Raw genomic sequence first — 19,467 nt, 5'->3', positions numbered from 1 at the left:
ATATGAATCGCTATTTATCACAAGATGAAGTAATATAATGTAAAAGATTTCAAAGGAGGATTCAGTATGAATATTGTTGTAACAGGCGGCACGGGATTCGTAGGTCAACGATTGACAGATCAGTTAGTCAAAGAGGGACACCATGTGTACATACTTACACGCAGTCCTGACAAACATACAGATTCGGGTCAAGTAACGTTTGTCGGGTGGCTGAAAGACGAATACCATCCTGCGCGTGAGCTCCCCAATGTCCAAGCGATTGTCAACTTAGCCGGGGAGTCGTTGAACAGCGGACGTTGGACAGAAGAGAAAAAGCGGGAAATCTTAGATAGCCGTATTCAAGCAACAGAAGGAGTGCTTGATCTAATCGAACAACTAGACAGCAAACCTGAGGTATTGGTCAATGCTTCCGCTGTCGGTTTCTACGGCCAGTCGAAAACAAAAACGTTCACAGAAGAAACAGAGAAACCCGGGAATGATTTTCTGGCAAATGTCGTGGAGGAGTGGGAGAAACGCGCATCTAAGGCTGAAAATTCAGGAGTCCGCACGGTGTTTGTTCGGTTCGGCATCATCTTAGGTGAGGAAGGGGCATTACCTAAAATGATACTGCCTTATAAATTTATGATCGGTGGAAACCTAGGATCTGGCGAGCAATGGATGTCTTGGATCCATATCGATGACGTCGTCGGATTGATTGACTTCTCCATCCACCAAAAAGAAATCAGAGGTCCACTGAACGGCACAGCTCCAAATCCTCATAGAAATAAGGACTTCGGACGTACTTTAGGAGATGTGTTAAACCGGCCGCATTGGATTCCAGCCCCTGCATTCGCTCTTAAAATTGCCTTAGGTGATATGAGTACACTGCTTTTAGATGGTCAGTCCGTCATCCCTAAGAAAGCATTAGAACAAGGGTATTCATTCCACTACCCAGATTTGAAACCAGCACTTGAATCGATTTTACATGAATAATTCCCCTGAATAAAAGACGAAGCGTCCCGAAAAGCTTCGTTCTTTTGTGCTCCAAAGCGGAATTTTCCAGTATAATAGTAATAATCTTAGTGGAAAGGCTGTATGTCTTATGAATACGGTAATAAAAAATGTCACGATTCACCCGATCACATCCCCATCGATTTCGAACGGTTGCATTCATATTTTAGACGGAAAGATTCATGATTTCGGACAAAATCTCACCTTTTCAGATGATGCCGAAATCATTGATGGTAAAGGAAAAGATGTATACCCAGGCTTTATCGATGTCCACACACACCTCGGTTTGTATGATGAGGGTACTGGGTGGGCAGGCAGCGATGCAAACGAAACCATCGAGTCTATCACGCCACACTTAAGAGCCATTGATGGAGCCCACCCTCTAGACCCTGCTTTTTTTAATGCCCGAAAAGCAGGCGTTACGACCGCTCACATCATGCCGGGAAGCGCGAATATTATCGGTGGTACAACTTCCGTCATAAAAACGGTTGGACATACGATCAATCAAATGATCGTAAGGGAAAGAGCGGGACTGAAATTAGCGCTCGGAGAAAACCCAAAACGCGTCCATTCCCAATCGAAAGATGCCTCGATCACCCGACTAGGCATCATGGGTACTTTAAGAGAAACATTTTATGCGGCTATGAAGAATCCAGAACCTAACTTACGTGTCCAGCCGATTATACAAGTGTTGAACAAAGAGATGCCCGTACGTATTCATGCCCATCGTGCAGATGATATCATTACGGCTCTCCGGTTTGCAGACGAATTCGACCTTGACCTCCGAATTGAACATTGCACAGAAGGACACTTGATTGCCGATGAACTCGCAAAGCGGGACTTGCAAGTCAGTGTTGGACCTACGTTCACACGTGCGTCTAAAATTGAGCTACGAAACAAAACTTGGCAAACCTACAACATCTTACACGAATATGGCATTAAAGTTTCGATCACAACCGATCACCCATATACGCCGATCCAATATTTGAACATTTGTGCTGCACTAGCCGCACGTGAAGGGTTAGACGTTGAGGATGCGTTGAGGGGAATCACCATTACACCGGCCAAGAATCTGGGTGTCGATCATCGTGTCGGTTCTATTGAAAAAGGGAAAGATGCAGACCTTGTTTTATGGAGTGGCCATCCTTTTGAATACCTATCAAAACCACTCTGGACAATGATTGATGGAAAACTTGTATATTACCAAGAATAAATTCGCATCCTAACACCGGAAGGAATCTCCTCCGGTGTTTTTTTGTGGAACAAACAAAACACATTCAATATGTTTTAGAGGTTTAGGAGGTAAAGGTTCGGTGAATATTATAGTTGTACAATGGTTGTACAACTGATGCACAACGCTCGAAAATTGGTTAAAAATCCCTTTCATATGGTAGTGAATGCTGAAGTTTAAGTACAAATTCAGCATTTCATATACAAAAAATTTAAGGAGTGGGAAAACGCATGAAGAAACTGCTATCATCATTAGCCGCGTTCGTATTAGTTTTAGGAGTATTTGCACCTGTTGCATTCGCTGATAATCATTCAGGTGGAGAAATGGCTATGGTCCGTGTACTACACGCGTCCCCTGATGCCCCTGCCGTTGATGTGTATGTAGATGGAAATGCTGTTGTTGAAGGTGCAGAATTCAAAGCCGCTACGGATTACATGGAATTGCCTGCTGGTGAACATATGGTAGAAATTTATGCAGCTGGAACGATGGGTGAACAAGATCCTGCCATTTCAACAAATGTAACGGTAGAAGCTGGCATGGCTTATACAGCTGCTGCGATTAATAACTTAGATAGTATCGAGTTGAAAGCTCTACAAGATGAAACAGAAGCAAGCGAAGGTATGGCGAAAGTCCGCGTTGCCCACTTCATCCCTGGTGCTCCAGCCGTTGATGTAGGTCCAATCGGTGGCGATGCGCTATTCTCTGGTGCGGAGTTCCCGATGGTAACTGAATATAGTGAATTAGAAGCTGGAACATATGACCTTGAAGTACGTACAACAGATGGTACACAATTAGTAGACCTTTCTGGAACGACAGTTGAAGCAGGTAAAGTCTATAGTGCTTTCGCTGTTGGAACAGCAGATAGTCCAGAAGTACTTCTTCTAGAAGATTCCGCAGCAATGCCATCTTCTATGCCTGAAACTGGTTTTGGTGGAGCTGCAGATACAAACTCTAACGCTATGGCATATGCTGCTATTCTAGGTGTGCTAGCGATGGGTGCAGGATTTGTATTCTTCCGTAAACGTTCAGAAGCATAATCAATGAGAAAATTCATATTCCCAATAGCCCTAGGCCTCCTTGTCTTTGTCGTCAGTTTTCAAATACTGGACGACCCTGCCAAGGAGGCCAGGGTTCTTTCTTCTTATGAATCCCCGTCAAAACAAACGGAAGTGACCAAATCCGATGGTGCTCCACCACCAAACCAAGCGTCTAAAGATTTGATTGAAAGTGAACCGATTGAAAAAAATTATGAACCTGCCACGGTTGTACAACCGGACGATCAACCAGGCGTCACTCCTACGAGATTAGAAATTCCGTCGATCGGTGTAGATGCCCCGGTAGGACCTCAAGGGTACACCGAAGAAGGTGGGATGGCTGTTCCGGACAGTGTTACAGAGGTTGGTTGGTTTGAACCGGGTACAAAACCTGGAAGAAGAGGAAATGCCGTCATTGCTGGTCACGTGGACGGTCAATATGGCCCGGCTGTCTTTTTTGACTTGAAAGAATTAACAGCAGGAGACGAAATGTACGTGTACGGAGAGGATGGATCAAAATTGACTTACACCGTCAATCAAGTCGCGGCTTATCCTGTAGAAGACTCTCCCATTCGTGAGTTATTCGGACCGACTAATGAACGTTCGTTGAACTTGATCACATGCACCGGCCCTTATGACAATCAAGCGGATGGTTATACAGAACGTCTAGCCGTTTATACTACACTGACCGACCATTTATACGTTCAAGAGAACGAGAGCTAGAACCTACAAAAATTTTCTTTTTCTTTACAAAAAATTGATTCACTTTTTTTGTGGAATCGATTATTATATATGTAGAAACACGTGTCGATTATAGTGTAGGGAAGGCAAATGGTGCGCCACCAGTTTAACTGGTTCTAGTGGGTTCGATTCCCACCCCGAATTTTTGTGTGCAATTGATAAAAATTCGAGGGTGGTCCGAACTACTACTGGCTGGCTATGTGTCCATGCCTTTTTAGATCACCCTCCAACCATCAAGGAGGGATTTTTTATGCTTAGAAAGCGTGAGTTACATGACGCCCCGGTTCTGTATGAGTTGATGAGCCACCCTGAAGTATTTCCATATGTCCGCCATAAAGCGGCATCGAGTGATGAGTTTTATTTTTTGACTAAACAGACGATAGAAGCTGAGGATCGGGGGGAAATGATATCCCGTACAATCCTTGATGAATGGGGTCACCCAATTGGCACCATCAACCTTTTTGATGTAAACGAAAATAAAGGATTCCTGGCAACTTGGATTGGTCAACCTTATTTCGGCAAAGGGTATAACAAACCGGCCAAAGAAGCCTTTTTTGAAGAATTGTTCTTCCAATTGGATATTGAGGCGATTTTCATGAAAATCCGCCGCTCGAATCAACGGTCTATGAATGCCGCTTTAAAAATCCCCTATGTGACTGAAGCGAATGACACCTACTCAGAAATCCACTCTTGGATCAACCGTCATGAGAACGTCTATGACTTATTCGTCATCACAAAGGAACAGTATCTCTTCCATTATTATGGGGAGCAAGACCAAAGCGAAGAAGCAATGGAGGCATAAAACAACTCCTTATTGCCGCGCTTATGAAAACCTCAATAGAAAAGCGGTTCTGGGATAATCGTCTAGAGATCGCTTTTCTTTTTTTAATTAGATAACACGTGGGAGTGGCGCATTATTCTCATCCGTTCTTTCTTTCTCAATATCCTGAAGAGGAATTGGTAGTTGAGGTGTACCATGTACACCTGCCGCAATTTCATACTTATTAAACACGAGCACTAGGCGTTCATCTTCAATATAGTAGGCTGTGTCTTTTCGCACCTCGTTGAACGATTTAGTCAAATACATTTCAGGGTCTCCGGCCATCTTCCTCTTCACTTCTTCATTCAGCTTATCCATGTAAACCAGTTCATCTAACGGAAGCAAGTCTTCCCCCTGTCTGTTTTCAAAATTGACAGAGGTGACAGAAGAGTTATATTGATTCCCTTTTGTAAAATGGGAAGTCATGACGACAGAATAGAAGTCGTCCTCTTTATATACATCCGTTTCTTCGTAATAAAGGATAGGTGCTCCATTCGTTTCATTTGCACTTCTTTGCACCATTTCAAGTTGATGGTCGAGCTTATCCGTGATCGATTCATTTACCTTCTCCTGCAATTCTTTACTCTCCAATTGATCAAACAAGGGATAGTCTACATGAATTTCCCAGTCTTGAGTGACCTGGTCCTTCCGCTTAACCTGAAACAAACTTTCCGCGTGTGTAGGGCCGATGTTGTACAGTAACACTACACTCGCAACTAAAGTAAGTATAAACCTTTTCACCATAATCCCTCCTCTCGTTAGTTTGACCAACTTCTTAGAAACTAACGACAGGAATAAACGAATTTCATCGAAAATCATCATCCATTGTAGTACGATGTAGTATAAAGGAAACACGACGAAATGATCAGGAGTGAGCATCATCGATTTCCATGACGAACATACTTATCCAAAGCAATTGCTTGAATCCTTACTTAATCGAAGCCAAGAAAACGCCATTGACTATTTACTGGAGCAATCATGCTTCATTTCCGGTTGTGATGCAGCCGTTGTCTACACATTAAAGGATGCATCTACCGAGAGCTTATCCCCCATCAAAGAATATGTGAAGAACACGAACCTTTACCCTCTTTCTACGGTTAAAAAAGCAATGGTCAGACAGCTCCCTCTTTATACTTGGGAGAAAATCGATGCCTCTGTTTACGGTGAGCATGCGACTGCTATCGCTTTCGCCCTTCAAGAAGACGATCAACTCTTTGGAGCACTAGTATTGATTAATCAAACGGATTTCCAGCTACAAAATGAACAGGCCCTGGAATTGATCGCTTCTTGCTTAAGTACCTATCTACGTCAAACTTATTCAGAAAAAAAACAATTGAGTAGCGCCTTTAAAGAAGAGCGTATCAGAAGACAACAATCGGACTTGATGAGATTAATGAAAGACGCCCGCCTTACGTCCATCGACTTACTTCCAGCATTTGAAATGATTTGTGAATCTGCTGTTGAAACATTACAGGTCGATCGGGTCAGTATTTGGTTTTATAACCATGAACAAACGTCTCTTATTTGTGAGTCTTTATATGATTCCACATTACAATCGTTTCAAGACGCAGAAGCGCTGCATGAGGAGTATTACCCGGATTACTTCTCTGCTTTGGAGAAGAATCGGTCTATTGTAGTCAATGACACACATTCTGATGATCGTGTGCGAGAGCTGAGCGATCACTACCTATCCAAACTTAATATTAGGGCGATGATGGACATCCCGATCATCAGTGGAGGGATGACTCTCGGGGTTCTTTGCTGCGAACAATATGGGGACTCGAGAGAGTGGAGTTTCGATGAGGAGGCTTACGCCACTTCAATTGGAGACATGGTCGCTTTCATCAACGAACATGTGAAAAGGCGTGATGCAGAACAGGAAGCAAAAAAGCTTGCTTACTACGATGCTTTGACTGATCTACCGAACCGAAACCTTTTGGAAGAAAAGTTGGATGAAAAAATTGAAGAATCAAGTGGACATTTTGCTTTCTTCTATCTTGATATTGATGACTTCTCAAAGGTGAATGAACAGTTAGGTTTTCGAATCGGTGATCAATTGTTGATGGCCATCGCGAAACGATTGAAGTCCAAAAGATCATCGGAAGATGTAATTGGTCGAATAGACCACGATGGTTTTGTTGTTCTTACAGGTTTTTCAGATGAGAAGTCCCACCTTTTCCGCAGCATTCATCACTATCAACAATTGTTTCAACAGCCTTTTCTTATCGAAGGTCATAACATCTTCATTACCGTCAGCACAGGTGTTGTGCTCTATCCCGAAGGTGGAGACAACCCCGGAACAATCATGCGCAATGCGCACCGTGCGAATGCAGTGGCCAAACATGAAGGCCTGAGCAGTACGAAGTTTTACGAACATTCTTATGACGATTACGCCTTCGAAGATCAATGGTTTCATATGAATTTGAAACAAGCGTTAGAACATAATGAATTTTGTATGTATTATCAGCCACAAGTCAATATAGAAACCATGGAGGTAACGGGGCTAGAGGCTTTGATTCGCTGGAATCATCCAAGCAAAGGGCAAATTTCACCTCAAAAATTCATCCCTTTCGCTGAGGTCACAGGCTTAATTGTTCCACTGGGCGATTGGATACTTAGACAGGCTGTGGAACAGATCCTTGTATTAGAGCACAACGGGTATGACGACGTTCGAATTTCAGTTAATATATCGCCTGAACAATTCAAGCACCCTGCCTTCATCGATACGTTAACAGCTATCCTATCAGAGCGTTCCGTTTCTCCTTCAAAGTTGCGCTTGGAAATAACGGAAACGATGGCTATAGACCACGAATCCGCTGTCATTGCTCGTCTCCATAAGCTTGATGAAATGGGAGTGACCGTAGCGCTTGATGACTTCGGGACAGGGTACTCTTCCTTGAAATACTTGAGCCTATTTCCAATCCATTGTTTAAAAATTGATCGAAGCTTCATTGACGACATCACCTCTAATGTAAAAAACGAAGCCATTGTTCGTTCGATAATCGACCTTGCTGACAACTTGCAATTAGAAGTTGTCGCTGAAGGAGTGGAATCAAAAGAAGTATTGCATCATTTGCAACAACTCGGGAATCAAACGATACAAGGGTATTACTTTTCAAAACCCATGCCCACCGATCAGCTACTCCCTTGGATGGAAAGTTTCGCCAAATCGTAACCTCCCTTTATTCAGAAAGTTATGTTACAATAAATAGAAATTTTCTACAGAGGGGATGCCTATGATTCGTCTATTGAACGAAGCAGATGATCAAGCCTGTCAGCGATTATTGTTACAAAAGCCGGCTGAGAATTTGTTTATTATTGGGGATATTGAAAACTTCGGATATGATACGGATTTTCAAAGAGTGTGGGGATATTTTGACGAAGCCTTAGAACTGACAGCCGTGTTGCTGAAATATCGCAGCAATTATATATGTTACGCAGACGGTCCATTTGATGCCGAAGGATTTGGTAAAATCATCAACCAAGATCCTGAATTCCGAGAATTATCGGGACTTGAGTCTATGACCTCTGAGATTATTCCTTACATCGAACATCCAAAGAAACATTCCCGCACATTATATTATGCAAAATGTGAGAAGTTAGAGCCCTTCTCTTATAGCGATAAAGATTGTGAAGTAAAGCTCGCCACTTTATCTGACGTACCGTTGATCGCCGACTTGCACAATCAAATCTCTGAATTCGAAGAATCGGAAAATCGTGAAGATAGCATTCGTTCGGGTATGGAAAACCAGTCAGCTCGGACCTATTACATCAAACGAGGAAACCAACTCGTCTCCAGTGCCTCAACGACAGCGGAAAACTCCGTTTCTGCTATGGTCGTCGGCGTCTGTACACATCCCAATTACGAGCAGCAAGGCTATGCGAGCCTATGCATGAATCAATTGTGTAAGGACCTCTTGACAGAAGGCAAAACGCTGTGCCTGTTTTATGATAATCCAAGTGCTGGCCGAATCTACAAGCGACTTGGATTCGAAGATATCGGCCACTGGATGATGCATCTATATGATCCAGTGCCCGTACAAAACGCTGCTCCAACAGATTAAAAGGACGGGATCACTTTGCTTCCGTCCTTTTTGTGCGCTCTTATTTACGTGATAAACCATTGAGCAAAATTTCTAATTTTTTCTTAAATCACACCTCTCTTTCTCTCCTGATTTTCACCAATAAAAAAAGAAGGTAAGAGTATAAACCCCCACCTTCTTTTCTCCCTTTATTCAACAAAAGATAAATCAACCAACCCGGTTAAGTCAGGCTTTTCTTCCAAGAATCCTAAATCATATGAAGAGTTTGCGAAATCTTGCAAGTGCTTCTCTTCTACTTCATACGTGAAATCGATTCTCTCCCACGCATTGTCGATGACTTCTTGTGATAGTTCTTGATCGGTAATGTCTTTGATTTTCTTGATAGCGATCGCTTTTGCCTCTTCTGGGTTTTCCTGAATGAACGTTGTGGCATTCTTGTGTGCTTCCACGATATTTTCTACCATTTCAGGGTTGTCGTTGACCAATTCTTGTGATGTAACAAACACCGCTGCAGGCAGTGTCTCACCATAAGCTACATCTGGTGTATCAATCAATACCGTTCCATTTCCTTCCGCTTCAATAGAAGATGCCCATGGTTCCGGTACAGTCGCTACATCCACTTTTCCGGCCTCAAACATACTAGCATAAGTGGCTGGCTTTCCTGTGACGTGTTTCATTTCCCCGTCGATACGGCTCGATGTAATTCCGTATTCCTCTTTCATCAGTGTTTCAAATTGCACATCGTGTGTACAACCAACACGAGGAGAAATAAACGTTTTTCCTACCATATCTTCTGGAGATTCAATATCAGCTCCATTGCGAGCCATGATCACCGTTCCTCCCGTTGAGCCGGCAGCAACTACATTGATTTTCGCTCCACTCGTAAAGTGGTTCATCGCAGGTCCCGGCCCGACAAGACCACCTTGAATGTCACCTGTCTCAATCGCTGTCATGAAGGATGAGCCATCAGGGAAGTATTGATAGTTGACCGTCGTTCCATCAGGTAACGTTTCGGAATAAAGGTCTTTTTCTTCAGCTACCATCCCTGCAACGTGATTAATGTTCGGGAAGTACCCGATTGTAATTTCCTTTGAATCCCCTTCGCCGTTTGCACCGGCGTCGCTACCGCATGCTGCTAAAAATCCTATTAACGGAAGTAATACGAATAATACCCATATTTTTCTCATACAAAATCCCTCTCCTCTTATTAAGATTTAAGTAAGCCCCAACGTTTCATTACATTTTTCTCTAACCTTGAAAAAACCAGTTGATCCATCACGGCACCAATCACCCCGATAATAATAATGATGCCGATTACTTGATCCATCCGAGCGTAATCCTGCGCAAAGCGCAATGAATAGCCAAGTCCCGGTCCATTACTCAACAACTCACCGGCCATCAAAGCGCGCCAACTGAAGGCCCATGCCAGGCGGATTCCTGACATGAAATAAGGGACACTAGATGGAATTTCTACGCGATAAAAAAGAGAAACACCACTGGTTCCCATGGTTCTAGCCGCTCTCACCAGTTGAGGTGGTACACTATGAATCGCTGACCTCACATTGAGCGCCATGACAAAGGTTCCACCGAGAACGACGACAAAGATGACCGCAAATTCCGTAAAACCGAACACTAAAATCGAAAGCGGAACCCACACGATACTCGGAATACTCTGCAAGGCGACGAGGTACATACCTGCTGTTTCGTCTGCTTGCTGGGATTTTCCAAGCAGTACACCAAGAGCTGTACCGATCAGAATAGCTAATGATAGACCAATGAAAAGGTGTCTGAAGCTTGCCAACAAGGCGCTGATTAGATCCCCATTGGTAAACCCGTTGAATAACGATTCAAAGACAAGGATCAAAGAAGGAAAAGCGATATCCGGAAAGACGCCGGATACATACACGAGTTGCCAAATCCCCATCACAACGAATAAGAATAATAAACGCTTAATGAAGATTTTCATGACTGAGTTCTTCCTTCAACACTTTATCGATTTCATTCTCTAATAGATCCATCACTTTTCTTTCTAAAGCAATGACCTGTTCATCATCACGCCTTCTTGGGCGGGGCAAGTCGACCTGGAAATCTGCAATGATCCGCCCCGGTCTTGTTCCCATCACAACGACTCGATCAGAAAGTTTTATCGCCTCCTGGATACTGTGTGTGACAAACAAAATGGTCTTTTGAGTTTCCTGCCAGATTTTCATTAATTCCTTGTGAAGTATGTGTCTCGTTTGTTCATCCAGAGCGCCGAACGGTTCATCCATTAGCAGAACTTTCGGATCCATCGCGAGCGCTCTCGCAATTGCAACCCTTTGTTGCATCCCCCCTGATAGCTCATGCGTGTAATGATCTTTGAAACGGCTCAAATGAACCATCTTCAAAAAGTGATCGGCTCGATCACTTGCCTCTTGTTTAGAAATACTTTGCTTTAAGGGAAACATCACATTCTCTTTCACATTCAGCCAAGGAAATAAGGACGGCTGTTGGAAGACCATGCCTCGATCCGGCCCGGCTTTAACAATGTTCTCCCCATCTAATTGAATGGTTCCCTCCGTTACACTCTCAAGACCGGCAACCATAGATAAGAGTGTCGACTTCCCACATCCTGATGGACCCAGTAATGAGACGAACTGATTTTCATTAATAGCTAAATCGATGTTCGAAAAGACCTCGAAGCTCTCACGGTCTTTATCTGCAAACGATTTTGTGACGTTATTGACTTCTAAAAACAAAACCCTCACCCTTATGTTTATAATTCCTATCAAAATAGTATGTTTTATAACTATAGTTTTAGATTATACAGATGGTTGAAAATATGTGCAACAATATTCTAAAAACAATGGGAGAAGATTTTGAAATGAGTATCAAGGGAGATACATTCGCCCCTTCTATGATAAAATGAATGCCAAAAGGGGAGATCAATGATGGACCAACTAATGTTTATTCAAACAGGCATGGGCACAGATGTTCACGGTCAAGATATAACGAAAGCCGCTGTGCGTGCCATTAAAAATGCGATTCACACAAATTCTATGCCGGGGATCCGGACCGTCCTGCCGGAACAATCCTTAGAGAATATGAAGATCAACGTGAAGCTGGCCCTTCCATGTGATCATGACAAACTGGATTACGAGGAAGTACGAAAAGCTATTCCTTATGGAGACGTGCAGATTAAAGTAATGGATGGTGGCATGCTTACCTCGAGTGGTATTTTCCTTGAGGATAAAGAAGATAAAAATGACTTGATGTACATCGTCAACGCCGCGATCGAAGTAGGTTATTAATGCAGAACACCCTGACCATTCACCTTCGGTCAGGGTGTTTGTCTATGATTCATTCCCTCTCTTGTTCATCTTGTCCGTCCATATATTTATCATAGTGCTCATTCCGTTCAAATTGAACGCTGTCTGGTCCTGTGTTCCCTCTCATATCCGTAGACACGAAAGATTCAAATTCTTCTACATACCCTAGTCCATCTTGGCTATCCATATTAGACGAACCATCATACGTCATACTGGATTCATTAAAAGAAGCCACCTGTTCGTAAGCATTTTCCTCATTATAATCCCGCTCCGATGTGCTTTGACCATAAGCGCTTTCCATATTATGAAGTACTTCTTCTTCAACGGGGCGATCTCCTGATCGATCTTCGTTCGGAGAAGCTGATGCAATCGTTCTTGCTGTCGGGAGCGCACTCAACCGGTCTTCCGGGATTTGCTGGCCCGTTTCTTCACACACGCCATACGTGCCTTTTTCCATCTTCTTCAAAGAATATTGTATGTCGGAAAGCTCTTCTCTAAGGTGTCCTAATAAAGCTATATCTTTTTCACGCTCATATAGTTCTGTGCCAGAATCAGCGGGGTGATTGTCGTATTGAGATAATTCTCCAGAAGACATATCACTCGCAAAACCACGGTTCATCCCGAAATTCCCTTGTTCAATCAAGCGCTCTTCTATGGCTCGCTGTCGTTCTTCCAATTGTTTTTTTAAATGCAAATAGTCCATGTTCCCACTCCTGATTTAGATTCTCCCTTTTAGTTTGGCTGAACTGAGACCGTCTATGCAGGACGCAAGACCATTTTGAAACATAAAAAAAGCGCCCCTGATCGTGTGAGGCGCATACAGTATATTTATTTTCTCAGGGCTTGCAAGAAGTCCTCTTTCAAATCATCGATGTCTTCAAGTCCGATGGAAACACGGACAAGTCCGTCTGTAATACCTAATTCTTGTCTGCGATCTACTGGAATCGATGCGTGCGTCATCATGGCCGGCACAGAGATTAAACTTTCGACAGCACCAAGACTCTCAGCTAGCGTGAAGTAGTTGACGTTTCGAAGAACTTGATCTGCTTTTTCCCCACTTCCAACATCAAAGGAAATCATGCCACCATTCCCACGAGCTTGTGACTGATGGATGTCATGGCCTTTATGAGCCTCTAGACCAGGGTAGTAAATATTCGTAATTTCTGGAAGATCTTGAAGAAACTCAACAAATGCTTTGGTATTTGATTCGATTTCCTCCATTCGGATCCCGAGCGTCTTGATTCCTCTCATCAACAGCCACGAATCTTGCGGACCAAGAATCCCCCCTGATGAATTCAATACGAAATGAACATCTTCAGCAAGCTCTTGTGAATTGACGACCACCAGGCCAGCCACAACGTCGCTATGCCCGCCAAGATATTTCGTTGCACTGTGAAGTACAACGTCAGCACCGAGTTCAATCGGGTTTTGCCAATAAGGGGTGCTGAACGTATTATCGACGATGAACGTCAGGTTTTTTCCCTTTGCAAGCTCAGATACTTTCTTGAGGTCGGTAATTTTCAAAAGCGGGTTCGTCGGTGTTTCTACATACACCGCTTTTGTTCGGTCAGTTAACGCCTTTTCAATATTCGAAACATCACTTGTATCGACAAAGCTTGCTTCTAATCCAAAGCGTGTAATGACTTGACTCACCAGACGATACGTACCACCGTAAACATCATCCGTGAAGATGATGTGATCTCCCTGTTTGAATGTCATAAGAATAGCTGTGATGGCAGCCATTCCAGAACCGAAAGCAAAGCCGCGGTGTCCGCCTTCTAATTCCTTAATCAACTCCTCTAAGGCAAAACGAGTCGGGTTGCCTGTACGGGAGTATTCATATCCGCGGTGCTTTCCGACACCGTCTTGTGCATACGTACTGACCTGATAAATCGGTACAGAAACAGCACCCGTTTTTTCATCTCCGGTGATTCCACCATGAATTAATTGTGTTTTCTTTCGCATATTCTTCACTCCTCCTCATAAACGCCTTGACTTAAGTATCGTTCACTACTATCCGGAAAGATCGTGACAATTTTCGTACCGGGAGAAGCTTTCTCTGCTTCTCTTAGAGCGGCCTCAAAGGCAGCACCCGAGGAACTGGCAACTAACAACCCTTCATTTAACGCCAATTCACGCATGCGTTTGAAGGCCACTTGATCGGTAATTGTGTGAATGGCATCGAAATAGGCCGTATCCATATAAAAAGGCAGAAACTCCATACCGATCCCTTCTGTTTTATGCGGCCCAGAAGGACCCCCATTTAAAATCGATCCCTCAGGTTCCACAATCGCCGTCTTAATCGACCGGTTTTGTTCTTTCAAGTAACGGGCGGTCCCCATAAAGGTTCCTCCCGTACCTGCACCAGCAAGGAAAACGTCCAGTTCCCCATTCATATCCGCAAATATTTCTGGACCTAACGTTTCATAATACGTATCGGGATTAGCTTGGTTATTGAACTGCTCTAAGCTGAAGGATCCAGGAATCTCGCCACACAGCTCAGAAGCCCTCTCGATGGCACCCTTCATCCCTTTTTCGGTGGGTGTGTTGACGACTTCTGCACCCAAGGCCCTCATTAGTGTCTGCTTTTCTTGACTAAACTTTTGAGGTGTAACAAAAATGACGCGAAACCCTTTGCCGATTGCTGCTAAGGCGACACCAATCCCTGTGTTCCCTGCCGTCGGCTCAATGATTGTACCTCCACGCTCAAGCACCCCTCTTTGTTCCGCATCTTCAATCAGCTTTAAACCCAGGCGGTCTTTAACACTGCCACCTGGGTTCATAAATTCAAGCTTTGCGAAAATGCGTGCTTTGTTCGGGATGTCAGAATGAGTCAGTTCAATCATCGGAGTCTGACCGATTAATGATTGCACATTTTTAACAAAACCCATCGATGACTCACCCTTCTATTAAAAAACTTCCGTCCATTCATTTCGTTTACTTAATAATTCACGAGCTAGCTCTTTCGCTCCTTCGAGACTATGACTCGCAGCGAAACCACATTGCACTTCATTGCAGGCAGGTACTTCGTCTGCTTCCAGAACGTCGTTCAAGGTTTTTTCAATGACATCAAGAATGTTCTCGTAGTCATCATCGTTGAGAATAGCGATATAGAATCCTGTTTGGCAACCCATTGGACCAATATCAACGATTCGGTCATGGTGGTTGCGACTATTTTCAGCCATTAAGTGTTCCAACGAATGGAGAGCCGGCATTTCCATGTGCTCTTGGTTCGGCTGTTTGATGCGTAGGTCGTACTTATAAATTTTATCCCCTTTGGCACCTTCTGTAACACCAACGAGACGGACATACGGAGCTTTCACCTTCGTGTGATCCAAGTTGAAGCTTTCAACGTTCATTTGTGTCATCATCATTTCTCCTTTGTTGCCTGAATGAGCCAGGCGTATTTATTAAGTTGCTTACAAGACACCTTGAACCCTACTTCGGAAAACATCTCTTTTAAGTCTTCGAGATAAGGGTAGTATTCTTCCTGCAAATCTTGCGCTAAATTTAAAAATCCTGCAGCTTCCGCTTGAGAAATCAACCATTTCTTATGTCTCTCATCCTTAAACAGGGTATCAATAAAGATGACTTGACCTTCAAAATCCAGCTGATTATAGAATGCTCCAATCGCTTGCTTCTTTTCATCTCTATTCAAGTGATGAAATGCAAAAGAACTGACGATGGAACGAATCGGGGTCAATAGTTGAGGGTACTTCATAAAGTCCCCTGCATAAATGGCTGCTTCAGGACATTTGATGTTCGCGATTTTTCGCATTTCTTTCGATGGTTCTATTCCGAATACCACTTTTCTTTGATTGACCATTTTTCTCGTCAAGTTCGCCGTCCCTACTCCAAATTCCATAACTGGAGAAACAGCTAAATCGGCTAACTGTCCAAGCATTTCTTCATACCCTTCAAAAACTTCTCTATATTCCGGATCGTTCCCGGAGACCGTCTCATCATATGAACCCGCCCATTGGTCGAACAAGTCGACGAATTCTATTCCCATTTGCATTCATCCCCTTAATATTTATAATTCCAATCAGTTTAATCGGAATTATGTGTATAGAGTATCATATTTCAAAACCATACTCAATGTTTATATTTTAGGAGCCTTTTTTTGGAATAGGCTTATCCTCGATCGATTTATGAAAAAGAAATGAATGCAGCTCTTTTATCATAAGGATAAAGATGGAGGTGTTTTCTACTGATTAGATGGATGTTCATCTTATTTATTATCTTATGTATTCTCGTATTTGTGATTTTTGTCTATATCGAAAGAGAAAGTCCCGAAATAGAGAGCACCTACTTCTATGAAGGTTGCTCCTGCCTCGGGATCATTAAAATGCCCAATTGAGCAGTCGTAAGCAACGGTGATAAATAGAAAAAAGCCCCTCTCATCACTAGAGGGGCCTTCGTGTTACCTTCTATGCTTTCGGTTGCGCTTCGGTTTATGGTCTGTTTCTTTCTCTTTTTTAGGAGATAAATTCTCGATTTTACGTCGCTCGATTGGCCGTTCAATCATTTTTTCAATCTGCTTCAGTGCCGGGCGATCTTTCGGAGCGGCAAAGGTAATCGCTAATCCCTTGCCACCAGCACGACCAGTACGTCCGATTCTATGAATGTAACTTTCTGCGTCTTGAGGGATGTCGTAGTTGAACACGTGCGTCACCCCTTCGACATCCAACCCTCGTGCGGCAACATCCGTTGCCACCAAATATTGAATCTTCGCATCACGGAATCGTTGCATCACTTTCTCTCGTTTGGCTTGTGATAAATCCCCGTGAAGCTCATCAGAATCGAAGCCCGCCTGTTTCAATGCTCCATTTAACTTGCTCACTCGTCGTTTCGTCCTGCAGAAAATGACAGCTAAAAATGGACGGTGTTCACTCATGATCGTAATCAATGCATCTTGCTTGGCACGATCGGTTGTTTCATACAACAGTTGTTTTATATTCGTGAGTGTAACCTGTTCAGATTCCACTTTAATCCGCTTAGGTTGTGTAAGAAATTGCTTAGCGAGAGATTGGACTTGTTTAGTGATCGTTGCTGAAAAAAGCAAGGTTTGTCTATCATCCGGCGTCTGCTGCATGATATTCGTGACATCAGGTAAGAAACCAGCCTCCAACATTTGATCCGCTTCATCTAAGACGACAAAGTCCACTTGATTCAACGAAACCGTTTCGCGTGCAATATGATCGAGTAAACGCCCTGGTGTCGCCACAACAATGTGCGCTTGTCCGTTCAACTTTTTCGCCTGCTTTGCCACATCTTGTCCCCCATACACAGCTAAGGCGTGGGTATCATCCGATTTCAATTTCTCGACTTCTTTCGTTACTTGTAAAGCTAACTCCCGGGTAGGGGCTACAATCAGTGCCTGAACATGAGAAAGGGAAGGATCCACTTTCTCTAAAATCGGCAAAAGAAAAGCAAATGTCTTTCCAGTCCCCGTCTGCGCTTCTGCAATCAAGTCATGCCCCTCTTTAATCAAAGGGATCGATTTCTCTTGAACCGGTGTAGCTGCTGTTATTCCCTGGTGTTTCAATTTCTCAACAAGCGCAGTTTGCACGCCCATCGTTGTAAATGTTGCTTTTGTCATTCATTTCCCTACTTCCTTTTAATCTTCCTTCTATTATTGTACCTGATTTTCGAGGAATTACATATAGAACATTCATTGATATCAGAGTTCGACCATATATATGAATAAAATGAAACATCAATCATTCCGGTTGTTTCTGTACGATAAGGCAGGATAATGAAGATCATTTTGATAGGAGGTCGTGCGGTGGACGTACAAGTACGAAAAGGCGACACGCTTTGGTATTACAGCCAGTTGTTTAATATACCCTTGAGATTCATCATAGATTCCAATTCTGGGGTAAACCCTTCTGGACTTGTTGTTGGGCAAACTATTCAGATCCCAGGATATCAGACAGAACCTTATCGCATTAGTCCGGGGGATAGTTTCTGGAAAATCGCAAGCGATCGAAGAATATCGATTGACTCCTTAGCGCTGCTCAACCCTGGTGTCAATCCAAGTCAACTTCAGATCGGGCAAACCATTCTCATCCCTAGTAGAGTGACCGAACGTATCGTGAACGGAAATCAGGAATATGATTTTACAGTTCTTACGAATGATTTAGAGGGACTACTCTCGCTTTATCCCTTTATGAGGGTTGAAACGATAGGAAATAGTGTCATGGGGAAAGATTTAGTCGAGTTACAAATCGGAAATGGGGCAAAAGTCGTTCACTGGAACGGCTCCTTCCATGCAAACGAATGGATTACATCGGCCGTCATCATGCAGTTTCTCAATGACTACCTGCTCGCCTTAACGAATAAAGAAACGATTCGTGGTCTCGATGTCAACCCGTTCTATGATCAAATCACGCTTTCCATAGTTCCTATGGTCGACCCTGATGGAGTAAACCTTGTATTGAATGGGCCTCCAGAAGGACCTTTTGGTGAACAAGCCATACAGATCAACAATGGCAACCAAGATTATTCAGGGTGGAAAGCAAATATTCGTGGGGTCGATTTAAATAATCAGTACCCAGCCAAGTGGGAAGTTGAACAAGAGCGAAAACCGAAAGAACCCTCCCCTCGTGACTTCCCTGGCTATGAGCCGTTAACAGAACCAGAAGCAATCGCGATGGCTGAACTTGCTCAAGCTAGACAGTTCGAGAAAATGCTCGCTTTCCATACGCAGGGCGAAGTCATTTACTGGGGATACGAAGGGTTAGAACCTCCGCAATCCTTGACGATCGTCAATGAATTCCAGCGGGTGAGCGGCTATCAGCCCATTCGCAATGTCTACAGTTTTGCAGGCTATAAGGACTGGTTCATTCAAGTGTACCGTCGGCCTGGCTTCACGGTCGAACTCGGTCAAGGAGTAAACCCGCTCCCTCTCAGCCAATTTGACGAGATCTATCAGGAGACCATAGGCATCTTCTTAGCAAGCCTGTATATGTAATGAAACTCATGACGTGACAAAACAAAACGCCTCCCGCATAGGAGGCGTTTTGTTCAGCGTGTTGAGAAACCTACTTTCGGTTCTTCCATGTTGAGGAGAGAACGGTGGCGTGGGAACGACTCCCTTTCCGCAGGAGGCGGTGAGCTTCCTCGATTGCTCCGCGACCTGCGGAATCTCACCCAAGCCTCAGGATCCTGCAGGAGTGTCGCCGTTTCCACGCCACCTTGCGAGAGGAAGTGCGAACCTCTTGGAATCACCTACAAAGAGAGCTGCTACGGATAAACGCACAATGATTGGCAAGGTTCTGTTTCCACTACTTGTAGC

At 43.6% G+C, this 19,467-nt stretch carries 19 protein-coding genes; 9 read left to right on the top strand and 10 right to left on the bottom strand.

The window, feature by feature from the left end:
* Positions 1–66: 66 nt before the first annotated feature.
* The 5 genes from H0266_RS16680 (at position 67) to H0266_RS16660 (ending at position 4,798) form a co-directional block, all read left to right on the top strand.
* Positions 67–972 carry a TIGR01777 family oxidoreductase gene (locus H0266_RS16680; RefSeq protein WP_181473552.1) on the top strand — a complete coding sequence of 302 codons (906 nt, stop codon included), beginning with the start codon at positions 67–69 and terminating at the stop codon, positions 970–972.
* A 109-nt stretch (positions 973–1,081) separates the two neighbouring features.
* Positions 1,082–2,203 carry an amidohydrolase gene (locus H0266_RS16675; RefSeq protein ID WP_181473551.1) on the top strand — a complete coding sequence of 374 codons (1,122 nt, stop codon included), beginning with the start codon at positions 1,082–1,084 and terminating at the stop codon, positions 2,201–2,203.
* A gap of 248 nt (positions 2,204–2,451) precedes the next feature.
* A complete protein-coding gene (locus H0266_RS16670) occupies positions 2,452–3,258 on the top strand; it encodes a DUF4397 domain-containing protein (protein WP_181473550.1) in 807 nt (268 codons plus the stop codon).
* A gap of 3 nt (positions 3,259–3,261) precedes the next feature.
* Positions 3,262–3,978 carry a class F sortase gene (locus H0266_RS16665; protein WP_181473549.1) on the top strand — a complete coding sequence of 239 codons (717 nt, stop codon included), beginning with the start codon at positions 3,262–3,264 and terminating at the stop codon, positions 3,976–3,978.
* A 268-nt stretch (positions 3,979–4,246) separates the two neighbouring features.
* Entirely contained in the window at positions 4,247–4,798 is a 552-nt protein-coding gene (locus tag H0266_RS16660) for a GNAT family N-acetyltransferase (RefSeq protein ID WP_181473548.1), read from the top strand.
* An 87-nt stretch (positions 4,799–4,885) separates the two neighbouring features.
* Here H0266_RS16660 and H0266_RS16655 read toward each other — a convergent pair whose 3' ends face one another.
* Positions 4,886–5,557 carry a DUF3298 domain-containing protein gene (locus H0266_RS16655; RefSeq protein ID WP_181473547.1) on the bottom strand — a complete coding sequence of 224 codons (672 nt, stop codon included), beginning with the start codon at positions 5,555–5,557 and terminating at the stop codon, positions 4,886–4,888.
* A 130-nt stretch (positions 5,558–5,687) separates the two neighbouring features.
* Here H0266_RS16655 and H0266_RS16650 point away from each other — a divergent pair, with 130 nt between their 5' ends.
* Both H0266_RS16650 and H0266_RS16645 read left to right on the top strand, forming a co-directional pair.
* On the top strand, positions 5,688–7,991 hold the full coding sequence (locus H0266_RS16650) for an EAL domain-containing protein (RefSeq protein WP_181473546.1): 2,304 nt from the start codon (positions 5,688–5,690) through the stop codon (positions 7,989–7,991).
* A 61-nt stretch (positions 7,992–8,052) separates the two neighbouring features.
* Positions 8,053–8,880, top strand: a complete 828-nt coding sequence (locus tag H0266_RS16645) for a GNAT family N-acetyltransferase (RefSeq protein WP_181473545.1) — start codon at positions 8,053–8,055, stop codon at positions 8,878–8,880.
* Between the two features lie 167 nt (positions 8,881–9,047).
* Here the strand turns inward: H0266_RS16645 and H0266_RS16640 are convergent, their stop codons facing one another.
* From H0266_RS16640 to H0266_RS16630, 3 genes are read right to left on the bottom strand one after another with little or no spacing between them, the layout of a single operon-like run.
* The gene (locus H0266_RS16640; protein WP_181473544.1) at positions 9,048–10,046 is read right to left on the bottom strand and encodes an ABC transporter substrate-binding protein; all 999 of its coding nucleotides are present in this window, start codon (positions 10,044–10,046) and stop codon (positions 9,048–9,050) included.
* A gap of 20 nt (positions 10,047–10,066) precedes the next feature.
* Positions 10,067–10,825, bottom strand: coding sequence for an ABC transporter permease (locus H0266_RS16635; RefSeq protein WP_181473543.1), 759 nt, complete (start codon positions 10,823–10,825; stop codon positions 10,067–10,069).
* The gene (locus H0266_RS16630; protein ID WP_181473542.1) at positions 10,809–11,597 is read right to left on the bottom strand and encodes an ABC transporter ATP-binding protein; all 789 of its coding nucleotides are present in this window, start codon (positions 11,595–11,597) and stop codon (positions 10,809–10,811) included. The genes H0266_RS16635 and H0266_RS16630 overlap by 17 nt, the downstream gene beginning before the upstream one ends.
* A 189-nt stretch (positions 11,598–11,786) precedes the next feature.
* Here H0266_RS16630 and H0266_RS16625 point away from each other — a divergent pair, with 189 nt between their 5' ends.
* Positions 11,787–12,149, top strand: coding sequence for a Lin0512 family protein (locus H0266_RS16625; protein WP_181473541.1), 363 nt, complete (start codon positions 11,787–11,789; stop codon positions 12,147–12,149).
* A gap of 49 nt (positions 12,150–12,198) precedes the next feature.
* Here the strand turns inward: H0266_RS16625 and H0266_RS16620 are convergent, their stop codons facing one another.
* From H0266_RS16620 to H0266_RS16595, 6 genes are all read right to left on the bottom strand, one after another.
* Positions 12,199–12,870 carry a TraR/DksA C4-type zinc finger protein gene (locus H0266_RS16620; protein WP_181473540.1) on the bottom strand — a complete coding sequence of 224 codons (672 nt, stop codon included), beginning with the start codon at positions 12,868–12,870 and terminating at the stop codon, positions 12,199–12,201.
* Between the two features lie 125 nt (positions 12,871–12,995).
* Positions 12,996–14,132, bottom strand: coding sequence for a bifunctional cystathionine gamma-lyase/homocysteine desulfhydrase (locus tag H0266_RS16615; protein WP_181473539.1), 1,137 nt, complete (start codon positions 14,130–14,132; stop codon positions 12,996–12,998).
* 5 nt (positions 14,133–14,137) lie between these two features.
* Positions 14,138–15,058, bottom strand: a complete 921-nt coding sequence (locus H0266_RS16610) for a PLP-dependent cysteine synthase family protein (RefSeq protein ID WP_181473538.1) — start codon at positions 15,056–15,058, stop codon at positions 14,138–14,140.
* An 18-nt stretch (positions 15,059–15,076) separates the two neighbouring features.
* Entirely contained in the window at positions 15,077–15,535 is a 459-nt protein-coding gene (locus H0266_RS16605; RefSeq protein WP_220127300.1) for an S-ribosylhomocysteine lyase, read from the bottom strand.
* Between the two features lie 2 nt (positions 15,536–15,537).
* On the bottom strand, positions 15,538–16,179 hold the full coding sequence (locus H0266_RS16600; protein ID WP_181473536.1) for a methyltransferase domain-containing protein: 642 nt from the start codon (positions 16,177–16,179) through the stop codon (positions 15,538–15,540).
* A 411-nt stretch (positions 16,180–16,590) separates the two neighbouring features.
* Positions 16,591–17,769 (bottom strand): DEAD/DEAH box helicase, encoded by a 1,179-nt coding sequence (locus H0266_RS16595; protein ID WP_181473535.1) that lies wholly within the window; start codon positions 17,767–17,769, stop codon positions 16,591–16,593.
* Positions 17,770–17,955: 186 nt separating this feature from the next.
* Between H0266_RS16595 and H0266_RS16590 the strand changes: the two genes are divergently transcribed.
* Entirely contained in the window at positions 17,956–19,143 is a 1,188-nt protein-coding gene (locus H0266_RS16590; RefSeq protein WP_181473534.1) for a M14 family zinc carboxypeptidase, read from the top strand.
* Positions 19,144–19,467 lie beyond the last annotated feature (324 nt).

Origin of the sequence: Halobacillus locisalis, from assembly GCF_013694105.1 — a bacterium.
Classification (GTDB): domain Bacteria; phylum Bacillota; class Bacilli; order Bacillales; family Halobacillaceae; genus Halobacillus; species Halobacillus locisalis.
Note: the sequence above shows the minus strand (reverse complement) of the source record. Positions and strands in the feature narration are given on the sequence as shown.